Annotated in this window: 21 protein-coding genes and 2 tRNA genes; all 23 read right to left on the bottom strand. The window is 47.5% G+C overall.

Annotated features, from left to right (window positions below):
• Positions 1-46 precede the first annotated feature (46 nt).
• Entirely contained in the window at positions 47-2,476 is a 2,430-nt protein-coding gene (locus DWX26_RS11155) for an ABC transporter permease (RefSeq protein WP_118601430.1), read from the bottom strand.
• The gene (locus DWX26_RS11150) at positions 2,473-3,147 is read right to left on the bottom strand and encodes an ABC transporter ATP-binding protein (RefSeq protein ID WP_118601429.1); all 675 of its coding nucleotides are present in this window, start codon (positions 3,145-3,147) and stop codon (positions 2,473-2,475) included. The genes DWX26_RS11155 and DWX26_RS11150 overlap by 4 nt, the downstream gene beginning before the upstream one ends.
• Before the next feature lie 178 nt (positions 3,148-3,325).
• Positions 3,326-4,591 (bottom strand): sensor histidine kinase, encoded by a 1,266-nt coding sequence (locus DWX26_RS11145; RefSeq protein ID WP_118601428.1) that lies wholly within the window; start codon positions 4,589-4,591, stop codon positions 3,326-3,328.
• Positions 4,567-5,256, bottom strand: a complete 690-nt coding sequence (locus tag DWX26_RS11140; RefSeq protein WP_008120506.1) for a response regulator transcription factor — start codon at positions 5,254-5,256, stop codon at positions 4,567-4,569. The genes DWX26_RS11145 and DWX26_RS11140 overlap by 25 nt, the downstream gene beginning before the upstream one ends.
• Before the next feature lie 235 nt (positions 5,257-5,491).
• Entirely contained in the window at positions 5,492-6,910 is a 1,419-nt protein-coding gene (rlmD, locus tag DWX26_RS11130) for a 23S rRNA (uracil(1939)-C(5))-methyltransferase RlmD (RefSeq protein ID WP_118601427.1), read from the bottom strand.
• Between the two features lie 84 nt (positions 6,911-6,994).
• Positions 6,995-7,225, bottom strand: coding sequence for a hypothetical protein (locus tag DWX26_RS11125; protein ID WP_055221244.1), 231 nt, complete (start codon positions 7,223-7,225; stop codon positions 6,995-6,997).
• 280 nt (positions 7,226-7,505) lie between these two features.
• Positions 7,506-8,114 carry a YdcF family protein gene (locus tag DWX26_RS11120; RefSeq protein WP_117804313.1) on the bottom strand — a complete coding sequence of 203 codons (609 nt, stop codon included), beginning with the start codon at positions 8,112-8,114 and terminating at the stop codon, positions 7,506-7,508.
• A gap of 6 nt (positions 8,115-8,120) precedes the next feature.
• On the bottom strand, positions 8,121-9,254 hold the full coding sequence (gene rffA / locus DWX26_RS11115) for a dTDP-4-amino-4,6-dideoxygalactose transaminase (RefSeq protein WP_117509725.1): 1,134 nt from the start codon (positions 9,252-9,254) through the stop codon (positions 8,121-8,123).
• A gap of 189 nt (positions 9,255-9,443) precedes the next feature.
• Positions 9,444-9,517: transfer RNA gene (locus tag DWX26_RS11110), tRNA-Met, on the bottom strand.
• 33 nt (positions 9,518-9,550) lie between these two features.
• Positions 9,551-9,623, bottom strand: a tRNA-Val gene (locus tag DWX26_RS11105).
• Between the two features lie 84 nt (positions 9,624-9,707).
• On the bottom strand, positions 9,708-9,875 hold the full coding sequence (locus DWX26_RS16760) for a hypothetical protein (RefSeq protein ID WP_158554991.1): 168 nt from the start codon (positions 9,873-9,875) through the stop codon (positions 9,708-9,710).
• Positions 9,876-10,054: 179 nt separating this feature from the next.
• Positions 10,055-11,326: a phosphoribosylamine--glycine ligase gene (gene purD / locus DWX26_RS11095; protein WP_118601426.1), complete on the bottom strand. Its 1,272-nt coding sequence runs from the start codon at positions 11,324-11,326 to the stop codon at positions 10,055-10,057.
• Between the two features lie 5 nt (positions 11,327-11,331).
• Positions 11,332-11,958 carry a phosphoribosylglycinamide formyltransferase gene (gene purN / locus DWX26_RS11090; protein ID WP_118601425.1) on the bottom strand — a complete coding sequence of 209 codons (627 nt, stop codon included), beginning with the start codon at positions 11,956-11,958 and terminating at the stop codon, positions 11,332-11,334.
• The gene (gene purM, locus DWX26_RS11085) at positions 11,952-12,977 is read right to left on the bottom strand and encodes a phosphoribosylformylglycinamidine cyclo-ligase (protein ID WP_055221253.1); all 1,026 of its coding nucleotides are present in this window, start codon (positions 12,975-12,977) and stop codon (positions 11,952-11,954) included. The genes purN and purM overlap by 7 nt, the downstream gene beginning before the upstream one ends.
• A 25-nt stretch (positions 12,978-13,002) precedes the next feature.
• A complete protein-coding gene (gene purE, locus DWX26_RS11080) occupies positions 13,003-13,509 on the bottom strand; it encodes a 5-(carboxyamino)imidazole ribonucleotide mutase (protein ID WP_022462013.1) in 507 nt (168 codons plus the stop codon).
• Between the two features lie 122 nt (positions 13,510-13,631).
• Positions 13,632-15,653 (bottom strand): aminopeptidase, encoded by a 2,022-nt coding sequence (locus DWX26_RS11075; RefSeq protein WP_118601424.1) that lies wholly within the window; start codon positions 15,651-15,653, stop codon positions 13,632-13,634.
• A gap of 67 nt (positions 15,654-15,720) precedes the next feature.
• Positions 15,721-16,332: an HD domain-containing protein gene (locus tag DWX26_RS11070; RefSeq protein WP_117760545.1), complete on the bottom strand. Its 612-nt coding sequence runs from the start codon at positions 16,330-16,332 to the stop codon at positions 15,721-15,723.
• A gap of 66 nt (positions 16,333-16,398) precedes the next feature.
• Positions 16,399-16,716, bottom strand: a complete 318-nt coding sequence (locus DWX26_RS11065) for a hypothetical protein (protein ID WP_022462010.1) — start codon at positions 16,714-16,716, stop codon at positions 16,399-16,401.
• Positions 16,697-17,173, bottom strand: a complete 477-nt coding sequence (locus DWX26_RS11060; protein ID WP_055221318.1) for a VanZ family protein — start codon at positions 17,171-17,173, stop codon at positions 16,697-16,699. Before DWX26_RS11060 ends, DWX26_RS11065 begins: the two co-directional genes overlap by 20 nt.
• Positions 17,174-17,287: 114 nt before the next feature.
• Positions 17,288-17,440, bottom strand: a complete 153-nt coding sequence (locus DWX26_RS16900; protein ID WP_055221261.1) for a hypothetical protein — start codon at positions 17,438-17,440, stop codon at positions 17,288-17,290.
• 33 nt (positions 17,441-17,473) lie between these two features.
• Entirely contained in the window at positions 17,474-18,151 is a 678-nt protein-coding gene (gene pyrE, locus DWX26_RS11055; RefSeq protein ID WP_117760546.1) for an orotate phosphoribosyltransferase, read from the bottom strand.
• Positions 18,152-18,369: 218 nt separating this feature from the next.
• On the bottom strand, positions 18,370-19,587 hold the full coding sequence (locus tag DWX26_RS11050; protein WP_118601423.1) for an iron-containing alcohol dehydrogenase: 1,218 nt from the start codon (positions 19,585-19,587) through the stop codon (positions 18,370-18,372).
• Between the two features lie 228 nt (positions 19,588-19,815).
• Positions 19,816-20,757, bottom strand: a complete 942-nt coding sequence (locus tag DWX26_RS11045; RefSeq protein WP_118601422.1) for a C40 family peptidase — start codon at positions 20,755-20,757, stop codon at positions 19,816-19,818.
• Between the last annotated feature and the right edge of the window lie 152 nt (positions 20,758-20,909).

The raw sequence follows: 20,909 nt of genomic DNA, 5'->3' as shown, positions 1-20,909 counted from the left end.
TCTATTTTTCCTCTTCGTTAAGACCTAGTTCATTACATATTACTTGCTATCCCTGATACCTTATTCTTTCTACCAGCGTTTCCTTTTTCAGATTACTGCTTAAAACACAGGAAAGCACAATTTGTAGAATACCAACCAGAAGAATCATAACAAGAATCGGGATAAGAGGAACATGATAAACGTTCATTCCAAAAATCCCATTATGCTTCGCATAGGAAAACAGTGCATAGCCAAGGGGCAGACCGGCAGCAAGTGCGACGCAGATGGTGCCAACCGTAAAAATCAAGCCCTGTATTTGTAAGCACAGATTCAACTGCTTATTGGTCATGCCTACCGCTTGCAGCACACCGTATTCCTGCTTCTTCGTGGTGATATTGATGATCATGGTGTTTGCCAGATTCATAAACCCAATGAGACCGACAATTGCCATGAACAGATAGCAGCCAAGCTTCATCATACGGCTTGCGTATTCTGCAGATTGTAACTGTGCATGATAGGTATCCATTTTTATATGCGAAGCATTAGAAATCAAAGTATTCAGACTCTGTTCCACAGATGCAACATCTTTTTTATCACAGTCCACCCACAGATAGCCATAGGCTGTTCCCCTCGGATTCATGGAACGGTATACACCTTCCGGAATGACAAGATAAGTGTCCGCACTTACAAAGGATCCTGCAATCTTTCCCTGATAGGTATAGGTTTCACTTCCATTCTCAAAGTCAAATACAATAGATTCACCCGGAGCATATCCATCTTGTTCCATCCACGCCGACCAGCCAAAGAAAATATCACCATTCTTTACCGCCTGATCATAGTCCATAGAGCCAATATCCCCTTCTTGGCGCATAAAATCAAAATCATTTTTACTCACAATATCAGCCGGAAATCTTGTTCCGTTCAGATTTACAGAGACAATCTCTCTCGTCATGACATCTGTCACTCCTGGAATGCTTTTGATTTCTTCAATCATTGAATCATTCAGTGGGTTGTTCTGTAGGATTGTGTCCAGATTATTCTCCGAATAGGCTTCATCATAATTCTGGGAATAATCCAGCTGCAACTCAAATTGTCCATGGTTGATTGCAATCCGCGCCTCGTGCTCCGTGTCAATATTTCCAACATAATTAGAGATAATTACAAACAATACACAGGAAAGCCCCATGGTAAGAATCGTAGCAATGGTTCTTTTCGAATTGCCTGTCACATTTGCCATTGCCATGGAGAAAACGGTGACATCTTTTCTGCCTTTTCGTCTGCCCTGTTTTTGCGTTTTGGAGCCGTCAAGATACCGTGTCGCTTCGATGGGTGAAATCCGGGAAACCATTTTCATGGGTTTGCGCAGAGCCAAAACGACCGTAAGAAACGATACAAAAATGCAGATGAGCATAATTGTCAGTGAAAACAGAGGCACCTGATGGTTCTTGATTCCGGACGATACCAGATTTCCCTGCTCCACCAGCCAGTTGAAGCTGACTTTTGCAATCAGGAAACCAAACAGCAGCCCCAGCGGTATCGAAGGAACCGCCAGAAGAATGCCCTCACGAAAGATCAACTGCTTCATCTGCTTTCTGGTTGCACCCAGCGCCTTGATTTTTCCGTACTCCTGAACCTTCTGGGCGATCCCGACCTGGAAGATATTATAAATGACCACAACGGAAAACAGCACGATTCCGAGGATCAGGGTTCCACAAACCACAATCATTTCATAGCTCGGCTGCAATACCCACTGCAGGTAGAGGTCATTGATGATCACGTTTTTCTGGTCAATGCCGCAGAAATCCGCGATTTCTTTTATAACAGGCGCAACATTATTCATAGATACATTTGCAGAATCGCTCAAGGTAAAATAGATATTATATTGCCTGTCACCCTCCGCAACACGCTCATTATAAAAATCCTGCGAACCGAATACAACATAGGAAGCCTCGATGGTATATTCATCCCGGTCATATAAAATCCCGCTGACAGTAAATTCCACCGGTGCGTATTCCGACTGCATGCCGGAACGGTACTCCAATGTTACGGTGTCTCCGACCTTTACGTCATGGTATCCCACTGCATCAAAGAAAGCGCGTCCTGCGGCAATTTCCTGCGCCTTTTCCGGATAGGTACCTTCCTTCAACACATATTCCTGATTATAGGGAAGCATTTTCCTGACCGTTTCATCCGCACTGACAAACCCGCCATTTTCATTTCCTTTCAGGATGCCCTCCGTACACATGATGCCGATATCAAATATCTCAGCTCTGCGTTCCACTTCTTTTAATTGCGTACCATCTGCTGCGACAAACAGACCATAATTGCTTCCATATGAGCCTGCCGCCTGACTTTTCTGCAAACGTATCATTCCATTTCCCACAGTACTGATAATCACAAGCAGCATCGTAGTCAGACATATGGACATCATAATCAGTATACTTCTTGTCTTGTTCTTTTTGTCATTGCTATATGCAATCCTGCTTATTGTCTTCATCTGAAATCCACCACCTGTCCGTCCTCAATCACCAGAATACGGTCAGCGACCTGTGCAATTTCGTCATCATGGGTAATCATTACAATTGTCTGCCCATATTTTTTTGCTGTCATCTTAAGCAGGGCGATCACCTCATCACTGGTCTTGGAATCAAGATTTCCTGTCGGCTCATCTGCAAATATAATTTCCGGACGATTCACCAGTGCTCTTGCAATTGCTACTCTCTGCTGCTGTCCTCCGGATAACTGATTTGGCAAATTGTAAATCCTCTTTTCAATCCCCAGAGTCGCAATAATATCATTTACATACGCTTCATCCACTTTCCTTCCATCCAGCCCCAGTGGCAGTACAATATTTTCCCAGACATTAACAGATGAAACCAGATTAAATGCCTGAAAAACAAATCCGATTTTTCTTCTGCGGAAAACAGCAAGGGCATCTTCCTTCATCCTGTATAAATCTTTCCCTGCTAAAGTAACACTGCCTTTTGTCGGGGTGTCTAGCCCTCCAAGCATATGAAGTAATGTACTTTTACCGGAACCTGACTTTCCAACAATTGCGACAAATTCTCCCTGCTCAATCTGAATGTCCACCTGATTGACCGCTTTGACCTGATTCTCACCTGTGCCATAAAACTTACAAAGCTGCTTGGTTTCTAATATCACACTCAATGTGCTACCTCCTTTTTCAATTCTGTAAAACGTACCTTTTCAACACGCTTTCTTTGCCTGTTTATATATTTGGTCATTTTTCAACCTACATCCAAATTGTATCAGGATAATCTTTCATTTCACTTTCAAAAACGAGCAGAAGTCTTACAGAATTGTAAGATTTCTGCTCATTTAAAATTTAACTAACATATGGTAATTGAATCACAAACGTGCTTCCTTTTTTCTTTTTGCCGGAGGTTACCGTAATCATACCTGCGTGCTTTTCGATAATTTCTCTCGATAGAAAAAGTCCGATTCCTGTACCACTCTTTTCCATGACCTCCCTGGAACTTCCTCTGTAAAATCGTTGAAAAATTTTGTGATACTCATTCTGCGGAATACCAATTCCCTGATCCTCAATTTCCATTCTTACAAGATCGTTTCTTTTTTGTAACCGGATAAATATTTTTGAACCACCCTGACTGTACTTGACCGCATTATCCAGAACGTTGATCACAGCTTCGCCAAGCCACCTTTTATCCTGCATAATCGTGCATGTTTCCAGCTCTTTTTCATAGTCAAAAACGAATTCAATTTCTTTCTCATCCGCTTTTGGATATGTACGATTCACAGCAGATATGACAGTATCTATAAGTGGAAGTTTTTTCTTATTCATCTGAATCAGTCCAGTTTCCATCTTGGATATTTCAAGAAGCGACTGCAATAATGTCTCCAGTCCATCCAGAGCACTCCGACAACGGATACGAAACTCCTCCTGTTCTGTGGCACTTAAGTCATTCTGCATCAGCACACTAAAACATGTATCCAAAGCTGCAACCGGTGTCTTTAACTGGTGTGAGATGTCAGAAACCATTTCTTTCGTGCTCTCTTTTTCTGTCCGTGCTTCTTCCTTTAGCAACTGAATATGATGTCCGATTGCTTCAAGCTGGTCATTCAATTTTTCCAGTTCTGCGTAATTTTCCGTTTTCAGTAAATCATCAAATTTATTTTCACGGAATCTGATCAGAATTTCTTCCAACTGGTCTAATATTTTCTGATGACATGCATCTTCTTTTTTCTTCCAATAAAGTAAAAAAGTCAAAAAAAACACGCATATCACAGTGCTTACAGCACCGGTCACCATAACCTGATGCCGGAATTGCGAATAAAATGCATTCCCTTTATTCCCCCAGTATCCATATTGCTCCAATAATCGCCTTCCCTGTTCGTTGGTTTCAATATCCTTATCCTTAAGCAATTCCGAAACAGCATCCAGCCCGGAAAATTCTTCCTTGGCAGCAATCTCTGTCATAAGATTCATTTTATATTTATAATCTTCATAAAACACATATGTGGTAAAGCAATTTAATATTGCAAACAATAATATGACAGGTAATACCAAGGAGAGCACTACTGTAATCTTCTTGCGATATCTCTTTGTCACTGCCTTACCTCCTGATTCCATATATACCCAAGACCTCTGATATTCTTTATATAGACCGGTGCAGCCGGATTGTCTTCGATTTTCTCACGGAGTCTTCTGATATTGACAGCGATTGTATTTTCATCCACAAAATCCCCTTCCAGATCAAACACATTTTCCAATATTTGTGTTTTTGAAAGAATCTGTTTCGGATTCTGAAGAAAAAAAGTCAGCATTTTCAACTCCGTTTTTGTCAGACTGATTTCACGACTCTTTATCAGGACTTTCATTTCTCCTGCGATAAATACGATATCTCCCGAAATCATCTTTCCGGCTTCCGTTTTCTCCTGTCTGCGGCGGAAATGTGCTTCTATTTTCAAAAGAAGTACCGAAAGACTAAACGGCTTTGTAATATAATCATCTGCCCCTGCTTCATATCCCATGACCTGATCCATCTCCTGATCTAATGCTGTAAGGCAAATAATGTATGTATTATAATTGCATCTCATCCACCTTACAAATTCCAGTCCATTCCCATCCGGAAGATTCACATCACAAATGGTAACATCCACATTATTATCACTTGCAATTCTTTTCGCTTTTTTCACTGATTCTGCCGAAAAAACCTCATATCCGGATTTTTTCAGTGAGAATGTAATTCCACGATTTAAATTTTCATCATCTTCAACCACGAGTATACCTGGCATAGCATCTGCACCTCTCTTTATTAACTATTCATCTTAAAATGCTTCAATGCCTCCACAATTGCACTCTCTTTATCTTCTGGACACTGCGGTTGCCTGCTATCTTCATTTTTAGGTAAATTAGGACTTGGAACAAGTTCCAAGTCTGTCGCGGCAGTCGTCGAATTGCCCTGCAAGCAGTCCATTCTCCTCGTTGCAACGCGCAAATTCTTTCCAACCTCAATTCCGCATTTTCTCTTTACCTGTGAGATATATCCGGCTTTTGTTTCAGTTGGGACAAAAGAACAACCGTCTCCACATGCACCGTTCCCGGAAACATATCAACACAGCAGACTTTTTCTACACGGTATCCATATTTTGCAAACTCTACCAGATCCCGCGCAAGAGAAGTCGGCTTGCAGGAGATGTAAAGCATTTTTTCACACCTATATAAATCAACTATCTTCGGCAGAGCCTTCGGATGGATTCCTTCGCGCGGTGGATCAAGAACGATGAAGTCCGGTTTTTCTTCGATTTCATCGATCACCTTCAGCACGTCTCCGGCGAGGAAACTGCAGTTGGTAAGGCCGTTTGCCTCTGCGTTCTCTTTTGCAGCTGTAACAGCTTCTTCCACGATTTCCACGCCGATCACTTCTTTTGCGACCGGTGCAAGGATCTGGGCGATGGTTCCGGTTCCGCTGTAGAGGTCGAAGATCGTGCGGTCTTTCGTCTCGCCGACGAACTCGCGGGCGGTGCTGTAGAGAACTTCCGCGCCAAGGGAATTGGTCTGGAAGAAGGAGAACGGGGTGATCTTGAATTTCAGTCCGAGGAGTTCTTCATAGAAGTAGTCCTGTCCGTAGAGCACTTTTGTCTCATCGCTCTTTACAATATCTGCCAGGGAATCATTTATGATATGGAGGAATCCGACAACCTTTCCTTCCAGCGGCAGACCAAGCACTTCCTGCACAAGCGGCATCAGATCCCACTCTTCCTGGCTTGTGGTGACGAGATTTACCAGGATTTCTCCGGTATTCTCGGCTCTTCGCACCAGCAGGTGGCGCAGGTAACCCTCGTGGCTTATCTTGTGGTAGTAACTTGCGTTCCGCTCTTTAAAGTACGCCAGCACGCAGGTCAGAATCTTTGTGAAATCCTCATGCACGATTTTGCAGTCGCACGCGGTCAGGACATCGTAGGTGCTTCCCTTTTTATGAAGTCCGAGAGACAACGGGCCGTCCTTGTATTCATCGCCGAAGGAAAACTCCATTTTATTCCGGTATGCAAACTCCTTCGGACTTCCCTTGATTCCAAGGAACGGATAATCGGCCTCCCCCGCCTCATTGACCTGGCCGGCCTCCACGAGGGCATCGTCGAGCAGTTTTTTCACCTGACCGGCCTTCATTGCAAGCTGATCCTCATAACTCATCGTCTGGTACATGCATCCGCCGCAGGACGGGAAAATACTGCAGACCGGATCGCGCTTTTCCATCGGGGATTTTTCTGTTACTTCGAGCAGGCGGCCCTCCATGCGGTTCTTTCTTTTTTTGTTGATCTGAAAGCGGATCTTCTGTCCCGGAATTGCATTTTTCACGGTAACCGTCTCGCCCTCCACATGTACACGTCCTTTATTCGGGAAATCGATTCTTTCCACGACTCCCTCGTAAATTTCTCCTTTTTTCATTCTCTTCTCCTTCTATGTCAAACTGATTTCCGGACAGAAAAACTCCGGTACCACGTTCCGGCACCGGAGTTTCTTTTTTCCATCCTACTTATCTTCGTCTTCATCCTCGAAGTAATCGTCGAAATCGTCATCGAAATCATCTTCGAAGTCTTCCAGATAATCCGGAGTTACAAACCGGTATACTGCGTATGCGATTCCTGCAACTGCCGCTACCGCTCCGACAATGGCAAGAACCCATAAAATCACGTTTTTCGGTTTTTCGTTCTCACGTTCTCTCTGTTTTAAAAGCTCTAATACTTCATCAATCTTATTCATACTGTCCACCAACCTTTGCTTTAGATTAGAAACTTAACTTAACGATAGTATACCATACGAGCCGCAATTTTACCACAATTTCCGCTCTTTTTTATAAATCTTTTCGTTTCAACTCACAATCGGTATTTTCACGGAGTCTGACATGTCGAGAATAGTTCGACTGTGACTTTCCTCATGTCAGTGGAGGATACCGATTTCTCTCCGCCTACCACTGCCGTTATGTTTCTTTTAACAATTCATCCCACCGCTTTAGAAGCGGGGGACTTCTTGTCTACTGGTGTTAAAATTCAGAATCCGCCGGCAGTTCCCGCAGAATCTTGTGGAACTGACCGCCGCAGCGCTCCATTTCTCCTAACACCTGGTCGATCCATTCACCCTTTGTATGCCAGTTTTCTCTGGTGAACTCAATATCCGAAGGACAGACAAAAAACTCTGTCTCCGGGTAGACAAGCTGGTAATACAGAATACACCGTCTCGCATGGAGATTCCGGCAGCAGAGGATCGCTTTTTTTACCTTGATGCCCGCCGCATCTGTCACTTCCCGTGACCGCAGTGCATTTTCATACGTATACGTCGCCTGGTCTTCGCGCAGAATCGCTTTCTCCGGCACGCCGTTTTTCTGCAGTACCGTCCGCAGAAACTCCCACTCGGTTTCATAGTTCCCGCCGTACTGCTCCGCAAGATCCTGTACACCGGCGAAATGCCCGAGCACAGTACTGTATCTTCCCGACGGAAGCACATACGGCGCAAATCCTTCTTTCCAGAGTTCTGCCGCGTGCGCCGCCATCTGCGGATATCCGTTTCCCGGCACAAAAATCACATCGGCTTTCTGCGGCTCATCCTTCACGAAAATATAGTCCGTAAAGTAGTTTAAAAACTTCTCATACATGAAATGTTACCACTCTTTAAAGTCCATGAGGCACTCTACGACATATGCCATATCCTGTTCAGACAGGCTGTAGAACATCGGCAGACGCATCAGGCGCTCGCTCTCTTTTGTTGTGTATTTGTCCTCTCCGTGGAAAACACCGAACTTCTGTCCGGCCGGGGAGGTATGGAGCGGAACGTAATGGAAGACACACATCACACCGCGCTCTTTCATATACTTGATCAGTTTTGTACGCACTTCCAGATTTCTTGCCTTGATGAAGTACATATGTGCATTATGTACACAGCCTTCCGGCACAACCGGCTGCTCGATCTTTCCAGCCTCAGCCAGCGGACGGAGCTGCTCATGGTAATAGTTGTAGATGGCCATCCGCTTTCTGTCGATTTTCTCATGTTCCTCGAGTTCTGCAAGCAGGTAAGCCGCATTCATATCACTCGGCAGATAGGAGGAGCCGTAGTCGATCCAAGTATATTTGTCGATCTGTCCGCGGAAAAACTTGCTGCGGTTCGTTCCCTTTTCACGAAGGATCTCTGCTTTTTCCAGATAATTCTCATCCTGGAACAGCAGCGCGCCGCCCTCTCCCATCGTATAGTTTTTCGTCTCATGGAAGCTGTAGCAGCCAAAATCGCCGATCGTTCCAAGGGCTTTTCCCTTGTAGTACGCGCTCACACCCTGTGCCGCATCCTCTACAACCTTCAGGTTATGGCGTTTTGCAATATCCATGATGGTATCCATTTCACAGGCAACGCCCGCATAGTGAACCGGAACAATCGCTTTTGTTTTTTCGGTGATAGCATCCTCAATCTTGGTCTCGTCGATGTTCATCGTATCCGGACGGATATCCACGTAGACGATTTTTGCTCCGCGCAGAACAAAGGCATCTGCAGTGGAAACAAACGTGTAGGACGGCATGATCACTTCGTCGCCCGGCCGAATCTCAGACAGGTAAGCTGCCATTTCCAGTGCATGGGTGCAGGATGTCGTAAGCATCGCATGTTTTACGTTGAAATTGTCCTGCATCCAGGCAGAACATTTCTTCGTAAAAGGACCGTCGCCGCACAGCTTGTTGTTTTCCTCTGCCGCCTGGCGGATGTATTCCAGTTCTGTTCCAATAAAAGGTGGTTTATTAAACTCTATCATTGTTTTTTCCTTATCTTTCTTCTATCCATTACTGTTTTATTTACTTTCAGAGCCCAAAACAAACTCTTAAGTAGTCTTATTTTCTCACAAATCCCTGTGGATTTCAAGACACGATTTTGACATGACAGCCATATCATCATACTGTCCATAAACCCAAAAGAACCCTTGATTTCTCAAGGGTTCCACAAGTAGCGAGAGGGGGATTCGAACCCTCGACACCGCGGGTATGAACCGCGTGCTCTAGCCAACTGAGCTATCTCGCCATATTCATTTTCAACACCGTTTTTCATAAAATATGGGGCCTATAGGGCTCGAACCTATGACCCTCTGCTTGTAAGGCAGATGCTCTCCCAGCTGAGCTAAGACCCCACATCGGTGTTTTGTCTGTTGGCTTTTTATCTGTATCACCAACCGACTTCGTTAGTATAGCATTCCACCCGCCAAATGTCAACACTAATTTTCAAATTTTTTCGATTTTTTCAACTTTTTCTCCCGCCACTCTTTCAGGTACTGCTCCTGTTCCAGATCTTCCCGTTCTTTCTCCCATCCTGCCGCCCGGCAGAGCGTCCATGCAAGCAGAAGAAATACGGCAAAAATCCCCGCCAGACAAACGATTCCCATCTTTTCCGACCGCCTTTCCTGTTCTGATTCTGCTAAAAAGCAAAGGATCTCCTTACTATTGTATCCGGAACGGCGGCGCTTTATTCCCTTTTCTGAATAAAAAGACAAAGCCGCCAGATTTCCCTTTCACCGGGATTCTGGCGGCTCCATTTTACTCAAAATTAAAGTTCACATTCACGTTACGCTTCGTCAATCGCTTTTCCAATATCATGGCGGTAATATTTATTGTCAAAGTCAACCCAGTCAACAGCCTTATATGCATTCGCACGTGCATCTTTCAGGGTATCGCCAAGTGCTGTCACGCCGAGGACACGGCCTCCGTTTGTCACGATCTCGCCGTCTTTGAACTTCGTTCCTGCATGGAAGCAGTAATAGCCCTCATGCTCTTTGAACGTCTCGAGTCCGCGGATCGGGAATCCTTTTTCGTAGGAAACCGGATAACCGTTCGAAGCCAGTACGATGCAGACACACGCATTATCTGCAAACTGCAGGTCGATCTGGTCGAGAGTTCCGTCGATGCAGGCTTCAAATACATCAATGATGTCTGTCTTCATACGAGGAAGCACAACCTGTGCCTCCGGATCGCCGAAGCGGGCATTGTACTCGAGCACCTTCGGTCCGTCCGGTGTCAGCATCAGTCCGAAGAAGATAACTCCCTTAAACGGTCTTCCCTCGGCTGCCATCGCATCTACGGTCGGCTGATAGATATATTTCTTACAGAACTTATCCACTTCTTCGGTATAAAACGGACTCGGGGAGAAGTTGCCCATACCGCCGGTGTTCAGGCCGGTGTCGCCGTCTCCTGCTCTCTTGTGATCCTGTGCAGAACTCATCGTCTTGATCGTCTTTCCATCCACAAAGGAGAGAACGGAAACCTCACGCCCCGTCATAAACTCCTCGATGACCATCTCGTTTCCGGCACTGCCGAATTTCTTGTCGAGCATGATCGTCTTGACGCCCTCTTTTGCTTCCTCTAAGGTATTGCAGATCAGAACGCCTTTTCCAAGAGCCAGACCGTCGGCTTTCAGCACGATCGGGAATTTTGCAGTCTCGAGATATTTCTCTGCCGCTTCTGGATCGGAGAATGTCTCGTATGCCGCCGTCGGGATATGGTATTTTTTCATCAGGTCTTTGGAGAACGCTTTCGATCCTTCCAGGATTGCCGCATTCTTTCTTGGTCCGAATACGCGCAGTCCCTCTGCCTCAAACGCATCGACAACACCGCCGACCAGCGGATCATCCATGCCGATGACGGTCAGGTCAATCTCTTTTTCTTTCGCAAAAGCAACAAGCTTGTCAAACTCCATCGCTGCAATATCGACACACTCTGCGTACTCCGCAATTCCTGCGTTTCCAGGAGCGCAGTAAATCTTGTCTACCTTCGGGCTCTGTGCCACCTTCCAGGCAATCGCATGCTCTCTTCCGCCGCTTCCTACAATCAGTACTTTCATCGCTCTTACTCCTTTATCTTTACGTGTCCGTCTTCTACCGTTACTTTTCCGTTTGCAATCAGATCAATCGCACGCGGCATGATGACCCACTCGGCCTCTTCCATGACGCGCTGCTGCAGTGCCTTCGGTGTATCGCCCTCGTGCACTTCGACTGCCTTCTGCAGAATAATCGGGCCGGTGTCTGTTCCGCCGTCCACAAAATGAACCGTCGCTCCCGTCACTTTGACGCCGCGGGATAATACGCCCTCGTGCACTTTCAGTCCGTAATAGCCCGTTCCGCAGAACGACGGAATGAGGGACGGATGAATGTTGATGATCTTATTCGGATAAGCATCCACAATGCTCTGTGGGATCACAACCAGGCATCCTGCGAGCACAACGAGATCGACGTTGTACGACTGCAGTTTCGCCAGCAGTGCCTCGTTGAATGCTTCTCTCGATGCAAAAGTCTTCGGGGAAAGGCATACCGCATCAATCTCCTTCTTTTTCGCACGCTCCAGCGCATACGCTCCTGCATTGTTGCTGATGACAACAGAAACCTCCGCGTTTGTGATGGTTTCCTCGTCAATCGCATCCAGAATCGCCTGCAGGTTCGTGCCGCCGCCGGAGACGAGAACTGCTAATCTTAGCATAACTGTACTCCTTTTTCTCCGTTTTCAATGTGGCCGATCACATATGGCGTATCTCCTGTGGAACGGATGGCTTTCATCGCTGCGTCTACATCTTCCGGATCAACAGCCAGTACCATACCGATACCCATGTTGAAGGTGTTGTACATCATCTGCTCGTCGATATTGCCTTTCTTTGCCATCAGATCAAAGATCGGCGGTACGGTGTAGCTGTCTTTCTGTACAACGGCTACGGTGTTGTCTTTGAGCATACGCGGAATGTTCTCGTAGAAGCCGCCTCCGGTGATGTGGCTGCATGCTTTTACGGTTACACCGGCATCTTTGATGGCGCGGAGTGCTTTTACGTAGATACGGGTCGGTGCAAGCAGGGTCTCGCCGAGGGTTGCGCCGAGCTCATCATAGTATGTATTTAAAGAATCTTTTGTCATATCGAAAACTTTGCGGACAAGAGAAAATCCGTTGCTGTGAACGCCGGTGGAAGCCATGCCGATCAGTACGTCTCCGGCTGCCAGATTTTCGCCGGTAATCATATCTTTCTTGTCGCAGACACCGACAGCAAAGCCTGCCAGATCGTACTCATCCTCCGGCATCAGGCCCGGATGCTCTGCGGTCTCACCGCCGATCAGTGCCGCATCGGACTGCAGACAACCTTCTGCAACGCCTTTTACGATCGAAGCGATCTTCTCCGGATAGTTCTTTCCGCATGCGATGTAGTCGAGGAAGAACAGCGGTTCTCCGCCGGCACATGCGATATCGTTCACACACATGGCAACGGCATCAATGCCGATGGTGTCGTGTTTATCAAGAATCATGGCGAGCTTCACCTTGGTTCCGCATCCGTCTGTACCGGAAAGCAGCACCGGCTCTTCCATTTCTTTGATTTTTGCCAGGGAAAAAGCGCCGGAAAAACCGCCAAGGCCGCCTAATACCTCCGGGCGCATGGTTTTCTTTACATGCTCTTTCATTAATTCTACTGATTTGTATCCAGCTTCAATATCTACTCCTGCGTTCTTATAATCCATGGTGAACCTCCCTTGTCCTTTGTTTTTATTTACTGTAGTTACGGTATCCTGTTTCCTGCAGTTTTGCGTCTTTTGCCTCAACCTGCTCTTTCATTTCCTGTGTATATGCTTTCAGTTTTGCAAGCAGTTCCGGATCGGAAGTTGCAAGAATCTTTGCTGCCAGGATTCCGGCATTGGCACCGCCATTGATGGCAACGGTTGCTACCGGAATGCCGCTCGGCATCTGTACGATGGAGTACAGGGAATCACGACCTCCAAGCGATGTGGTATGCATCGGAATTCCGATGACCGGCATTGGGAAAATAGCTGCGCACATACCCGGCAGATGAGCTGCCATACCTGCGCCTGCAATGATAACCTTGAAGCCTTTCTCCTCTGCGGTTTTTGCATATTCGAAAAATACATCCGGCTCGCGGTGTGCGGAGATGATTTTCATCTCGTACTCAATTCCAAATTTTTCCAGCATGTCGGCTGCTTTGCTCATTACCGGCATATCAGAGTCGCTGCCCATCACAATTCCTACTTTAGCCATGTTGTTCTCCTTTTCTGATTAACTGTTCTAAGCGTTATTCATTAGTTATGCTTATATTTATGTTTTAATCATTCAGTTCTGCTTATAATATACTAAGCAGGCGCAGAAATGTCAACCCATAATCAGCCAAAAGGTTCATTTAATTCTTCCGTTCCCGGCAGGACGAAGCGTCCGTCCTCAATGAGAGGGATCGTCGTTCCGTCTGCTTTTTCGACCGCAACCGACTGCAGTTCGCGGTACGGAATCGTGATGTCCGTGTGGCATCCGAAGTATGCTTTCGACGGATCTTCTTTCCGTTTTGCCGAAACCTCGTTCTCGCGCGCGATTACTTCTTTTCCGTCCGGGTTGTACATCGGGCTGTCCTCCGCCCAGGCGTAGCAGGTGTCGCCCATCGCAAAATGCGGGCCCATCTTCTCTGCGATCAGGATCGGCAGTTTTCCGGCGATGCCGTACTGCTCTGCCATCACGTACGCCGTCGTGTTCGTTCCGATGGCAAACTCACCGATCGGCAGCGTTTCGTGGTGATACAGCAGGTTTTCTTCTATATAAGTACGATTGTCCTCTTCTTTTTCGAAGTTTGCGCAGTCATACGCGGTGATCATGCCGTCGGTCAGCGTCAGGCAGAGATCGCGGTAATACAGCTCGTTCAGGTAGACTCCCGTCACATGGAGCACGCCTGTCGTGCCGGTAAGGCTCGGGGAAGTAAAGACCTCTCCGACCGGAATATTGCAGTCGGCAACACAGTTCTCGAAATTCGTCTCTTTCGCAGGATCGTTCAGATGGTGCAGCATCACGCGCAGATCCGTTCTGTTCTCTCCTTTTCCAAGCACATGCACGGAAACGCCCTCGTCGAGCGCATCGATCAGGTACTGCTGGATGCGCTGGTATTTTTCGTAATCGAGCGTGTTGATCTTTACGATCTCACGGAAAATTTTTTCGTAGCGCGGATCGATCTCCGGCATCGGGTAGGCGATGATCGTGTAGCCGTACTCGTCATCCTTGATATAGCGGTTTACAATCTGGCCCGCCTCGTTCTGGAAACCGACACGGAGCTTTTGCTGGCGCTCATTTAAGTGCAGTGCCTGTTTTTTATTTACTGGCTCAAACGGAACTTCGCCGAAGGTTTCCACCACGGCAGGGCCGGCATAGCCATCCGCCAGTTCTTTGTACTCGTCGTATTTCACCTGCATCGCGCGGAGCCGTCTCTTCACGAGATCCTCGTTGAGATACAGCGCCTCATCGTTCCGGTGATCGTAGTCATACTGCTTATTCGCAGACGCACCGGCAACCCACGTTCTCCGCGCGCCGCGGGAAATCACCGGCTCGAGTCCCATCTCGCGGAACTGTAATATTGCCGCACGGATCATGCGCTCAAAACCGATGTGGAAGCGGATGCTAACTGTCTTCTTTTTCGACAGATCTTTTCGCGCCACGAGAAAGCACTTGCGGAAGCCTTCTGTGTAGGTGCGTGCCATCGCGTCGATTTCTTCCTGGCTGAACGTATTTAAAAAGCGGGCTGTACCCTTCTCATTTTCGGTGATATATTCGCCGTACTGGTACAGATACCGCAGATCCGTCAGATCAGATTCCATCACAATATCCTTCACAAAGTGCAGCGACGGGTCAACGATTTCGCGCACCTGGTATTCCTGGCGCTCCTCGGCATAATCGCTCACATACCAGTAAATGCTCTCTTTTACATACTGCGCGGACGGCAGCGTCTCCTCCTCGAACATCGCATACAACTCGAGATACAGCTCCATCGCCGCAGTCAGCTCCAGCAGGCGGTCCTCATAGACCCAGACAACAGCATTTCCCAGCTCCCGGTACAGGCAGCAGAGGCTCCTTCCATGCGTTTCACCAAGTGCCCGCACGGCAAACGCCGGGTTTCCGTAGGAGGTCTCATACCGCTCCCCGATCACATCTTCATACGGCTCGCGGTTAAAAACAGCCAGCTCTTCCTCGGATGCTGTTTTTAGATATCCTTCTTCGATTCTGCTCCGGATCTGGTCCATTTTGCAGAGGTACTGTGCCATCTGTGCAAAAAAATCGCGGTACGGCTGCGGAACGCTTTTTTCCGCCGGAATCTGGCGGATCCGCTCAATTGCAAGCGCATACCGCTCGTTTAATAATTCATCCGTCATAAAAAAATCCCTTTCTGTTTCTCTTTAACTGTTACGAGGGGCAGATCTGCCCCTCATTCTTCTTAACTTATTCCTGTTTTTCTTCCCGGTCGTCAATAATTTTTCCATCCCGGATACTCTGTTCGAGAATCTCTTCCATATAACTCCAGATCTCCTCGGAGCCGGTCGCCGTCTTCTCGTTTCGTTTTAACGGCTGGGAAATCCGCACATTGTGGCTGGTCCAGTCTTTTCCATCGTTCTCATGATTTAAAAGCAGCGGCTGGAAATTGTCCATCACATGGGCAAAGCGCGCTTCCGGTGTCTCATACGCTTCGAACTCGAGCCAGAGATCCATCAGCATTTTTCCCTGATCCTCCGGCAGCAGGCCGTAGATGCGCTCGGCCGCTTTGTGTTCTCTCTCGTCTTTTGTTTTGTTTGCCTCCGCGTCGTACGCATACGTGTCGCCTGCATCAATCTCCACGAGGTCGTGGATCAGCAGCATGAGCATCGTTCTGCCAATGTCGATTTTCTCATTCGAATATTCCTGCAGCAGAAATGCCATCACCGCCATGTGCCATGCGTGCTCCGCGTCGTCCTCCTGGCGCGAATAGCCGCGGATGTGCGTCTGGCGCAGGATCTGTTTTTCTTTATCAATCTCCAGAATAAAATTCAGCTGTTTTTCAAAACGTTCGCGATCCATCTTTTTCCCCTTTTCTTTTATATGTACTCCCGGAGTCTTTCTGTGCTTGATTTTACGAGAGTACATTTATCTCACACCGATCAGAAACAGTGCCAGCCATGCGACCAGCATGCCGCCGCTCGTAATCGAGCCGAGAACCGACATTCTGTGGCTGACCTGTTCTTCTTTAAAGCTCTTCATTCCCACATAGAAGCCGTATCCCGACAGAAGGAATGAGAACAGTCCCGCTGCTCCGAGAAAAATGCCTCCGTTTCCGCGGAATGCAAACGATACGACCGAAGCCAGCAGAAACAGAAAGACCGAAGCACCTGCCATATAGAGAGCTTCCTTTCCGCCTTCCGACGGCTTCCGGACAAAATTGTAATTATACTTCTTCCTCGCCATATTTCCATCTCCTGAATTTATTGCAGATCAGGAATGCGCCGCAGCCGATCATGGCTCCAAGCGTATTCAGCATCAGATCATCTACATCAAAGCAGCCCACCTTCGTGATGAGCTGAATCGTCTCCACGCAGAGGCTGAACATAAAACCAAGAAGCGATACTTTCCAGAAACTCTCCATTTTTTTGTGCATCACCGGAACGATAAAGCCGAACGGCAGAAAACCGATCACATTGCCCGCCAGATTTAAAAATGCGGCAAGGAATCCCACCTTTTCGCGGTAAATCCAGAACCGTCTGATTTCCTGAAACGGCACCAGATTGTAACGGTAATCCAGTTCAAAAAAGTTTCTTCTCCCGTATTCTTCTGCAAAAAACAGAAAATAAACGAGCGCAAGAAGATACACCAGAAATAAAATCCGTCCCACAACGCGGATTCTGGCTTTCGTCTCCTGCTTCATCTTCGTTTCCCCTTTCTGCGTTGTTCTCCCCTCTGCTATCAGAAACGCCGGCATACCTCATCGGCGCACGCGCTTCCGAAATATCCCGGCATTTTTTCTTTTTGAAAGGCGCTTTTAGAACATGATTTCCCCGCGTCGTTTCAGCAGGCCTGCCCCGCTTACGATCATCAGAACACCGGTTGCCACGCCAACAACAACCAGTACGGCGCCCATAGCGATATTTCCGCCGCCGACACGTCCCATGGTTTTATAAATCTTTTCATTCATAGCGCAAAACTCCCTTTCCCGGTGTACCGCATCTTATTTCACGCCGTACTCCTCATAATATGCATCAATGGCAGCCTTCATCTTGTCATCGATCTGAATTTTGCCCTGGCATGGACGGTTGTACAGATACGTGATAACGTCCTCCATGGTTACAATGGCATTTGCCGGGAAGCCATAGGTTTCCTGGATTTCCTCGAGTGCGCTCTTATCGCCTTTTCCGCGCTCCATGCGATTTAAGGATACCATCAGTCCTTTGATCTCCACATTGCCCTGTGCCTGGATGATCGGGAAGGTCTCCTCGATGGATTTTCCGGAAGTGGTTACATCCTCAATAATGACAACGCGGTCACCGTCTTTGAGCTTGCTTCCAAGCAGCAGTCCTGCATCTCCACCGTGGTCTTTGGCTTCCTTCCGGTTGGAGCAGTAGCGTACTTCCACACCGTAGAGATCATGAATCGCAATTGCTGTTACAACACTGAGCGGAATTCCTTTGTATGCCGGTCCGAACAGAACGTCAAAATCCAGCCCGTAGTTGTCATGGATTGCTTTTGCGTAATACTCGCCGAGACGTTTTAACTGGCTGCCGGTTACGTAAGCGCCTGCATTCATAAAGAACGGGGATTTTCTTCCGCTTTTCAGGGTGAACTCTCCAAATTTTAATACCTGGCTCTCGACCATGAATTCAATGAACTCTTTCTTATACTGTTCCATTTTATTTTCCTCCATATTTTCAGGGGAAGGCATCTTTTTTCGCAATGCCGCCCGTTTTTACTTCTATTCTGTTCTATACTACCATAAACGCCTCTGTTTTTCCAGTCCAGACACAGGATTTCGCATAAAAAACATAAAATCCACACAAATAAATTTCATTCTCTGACGCAAAAAATCCCTCCGCCCAGAGAACGGAGGGATTTTGATATGTTTTCTTTTTAGAAATCTACTTCTGTATCATAGTAGCAGCATTTCAGCAGTTTTTCCATCTCTTCAACAGATGGCTGTCTCGGGTTGGATCCGGTGCAGGCATCGGCGATGGCATTTACAGCGATGTCGTGCATTCTCTCCAGGAATACGTCTTCCGGAACGAAGCCCTGCTCGGTCGGATAGCTGTCTTTTCCGTAGTTCTTGATGCAGTGCGGAATGTTCAGTTTGTCGTTCATGCCGCGCAGATAGTCAATGAGGAGTTTTACTTTCTCTTCCGTTGTCTCGCCGCCAAGTTTCATCTCGTCAGCGATCACTGCATAACGTTTTGCTGCAGTCTCGTCTTTTGCGTTGAACGCGATAACCTTCGGCAGGTACATAGCGTTTGCTGCGCCGTGGATCAGGTGAGCGCCGTAATCAGCGAATGCTGCGCCTGTTTTATGTGCCATGGAGTGAACAATACCAAGAAGTGCATTGGAGAATGCCATACCAGCGAGGCACTGTGCGTTGTGCATGCTGTCACGTTTTGCCATATCTCCGTTGTAGGAATCTACCAGGTCTGCCTGAATCATCTTGATTGCATACAGTGCCAGCGGATCGGTGAAGTCACAGTTCGCTGTGGAAACGTATGCCTCGATTGCATGGGTCATAGCGTCCATACCGGTGTGAGCAACTAACTTTTGCGGCATCGTCTCTGCCAGATCCGGATCTACGATTGCAACGTCCGGCGTGATTTCGAAGTCTGCCAGCGGGTATTTGATACCTTTTTCATAGTCTGTGATAACTGCGAACGCGGTTACCTCGGTTGCTGTTCCGGATGTAGAAGAAATTGCACAGAAATGAGCTTTTCTGCGGAGTTTCGGCATTCCGAATACCTTGCACATTTCTTCGAAGGTGATGTCTGGATACTCGTATTTGATCCACATTGCTTTTGCTGCGTCGATCGGAGATCCGCCGCCCATTGCTACGATCCAGTCCGGCTGGAACTCTTCCATCGCTTTTGCTCCGCGCATAACAGTCTCGACTGACGGGTCAGACTCGATTCCCTCAAAAAGCTGTACTTCCATGCCGGCTTCTTTCAGGTAGTCTACTGCGCGATCCAGGAAACCGAAACGTTTCATGGAGCCGCCGCCTACACAGACGATTGCACGTTTTCCTTCGAATGTTTTCAGTGCCTCTAAAGCACCCTTTCCGTGGTATAAATCCCTTGGTAATGTAAATCTTGCCATTGTTCAGAACCCCTTTCTTGTTTTGCTTCTGATGGACAGCTCCGGCAGATCAGATCAGCAGAATTTCTGTTTTTCCTACTCTCTGTTTGAGCCGCCTTTTGTCTTTTGTTTTCGACTTTGTTATTATTATAACAAACTTTTTCAGGGATTTCCAATACAAAAATGATATTTCCTGATGTCAATTATATATGTCTTATTTACTCCCGTGCCGCCCGCGATGCCTGTTTTTCACGGTACATCGCTCTTTTCCTCCAGCTTTCCGCTTCCAGATATTTCACGAAAAACACTCCCAACCACTTTCAACGCCTCCGCCAGATCCTCCCGAAAATCCTCATCCCCTCTCCGCAGACTATTCACCCTGCACCCAAACACCCTCTCATGCCCCGTACAGTGCAGATACCTGCCGTCCCCCAAATACATCCCCACATGCCCCCTCCAGAACAGCAGATCCCCGGCCTTCGCCCGTTCCTCCACCAGACACATCTCCTCCCCTTCTCTCCAGATCGCTTTCATCGGATACCCTTCCCTGATATCCGCATCCCGCCAAATCAAAACCCCATTCATCAAATACACCATAAACACTACACCCGAACAGTCAATCCCATCCGCCGCCTTCCCGCCCCACCGGTACTGGCATCCAAGATACCCCTTCGCACACTCCACAACCTTCCTCCGAAACTTCTCTTCCGACCACCCCTCCGGAATCCCCTGCTCCACAAAAAACCGCTCTTCCGATTTTCCCCACAAAAACCGATCCGAATCCAGTCTTTTTCTTAATGCCACCTCCGGCACAAACCCACTGATCCCATTCGCCAGTTTCACCCTGCAATACCCATTCTCCGTCTCCTCCATTTTCTCCACAAAACACCCCCGTCCCAGCGTCTCCAACATCCGCGACTGCACCCGCGCTCCCCTCATCACATCCGCAAACCCGCGTGTCACCACATACGTATTCCCTGCCTTTTCCCTCTCCTCCATCCACTCCCGGCTTTTCTCTTCAATCAAATTCCTCTCCATCCACCCCCGATACCCATAATGCGTCCAAACCTCAATCCACTCCCCCTCATCTTCCCACATCACGCTCCATCCAAAAAACACCTCATCCACCACATCAACCCCATTCTCCTTATACAAAAACGCCCGCTTCACTTTAATGATCCCATACTTCATCTCACATACCACCTTCCATTTTCTATATACTATGCACCCACCACAACACTCTCACGCCGATCCGCCCCCGGCGGATCCAGACCTACTTCGTTTCAGCTCCACACAACCAGACCTCACTGGAATTTGCGCCTGCCGTGTGGCGGGCATAGAAA

This window comes from Blautia sp. AF19-1, assembly GCF_003479155.1.
Lineage (GTDB): Bacteria > Bacillota > Clostridia > Lachnospirales > Lachnospiraceae > Fusicatenibacter > Fusicatenibacter saccharivorans.
Note: the sequence above shows the minus strand (reverse complement) of the source record. Positions and strands in the feature narration are given on the sequence as shown.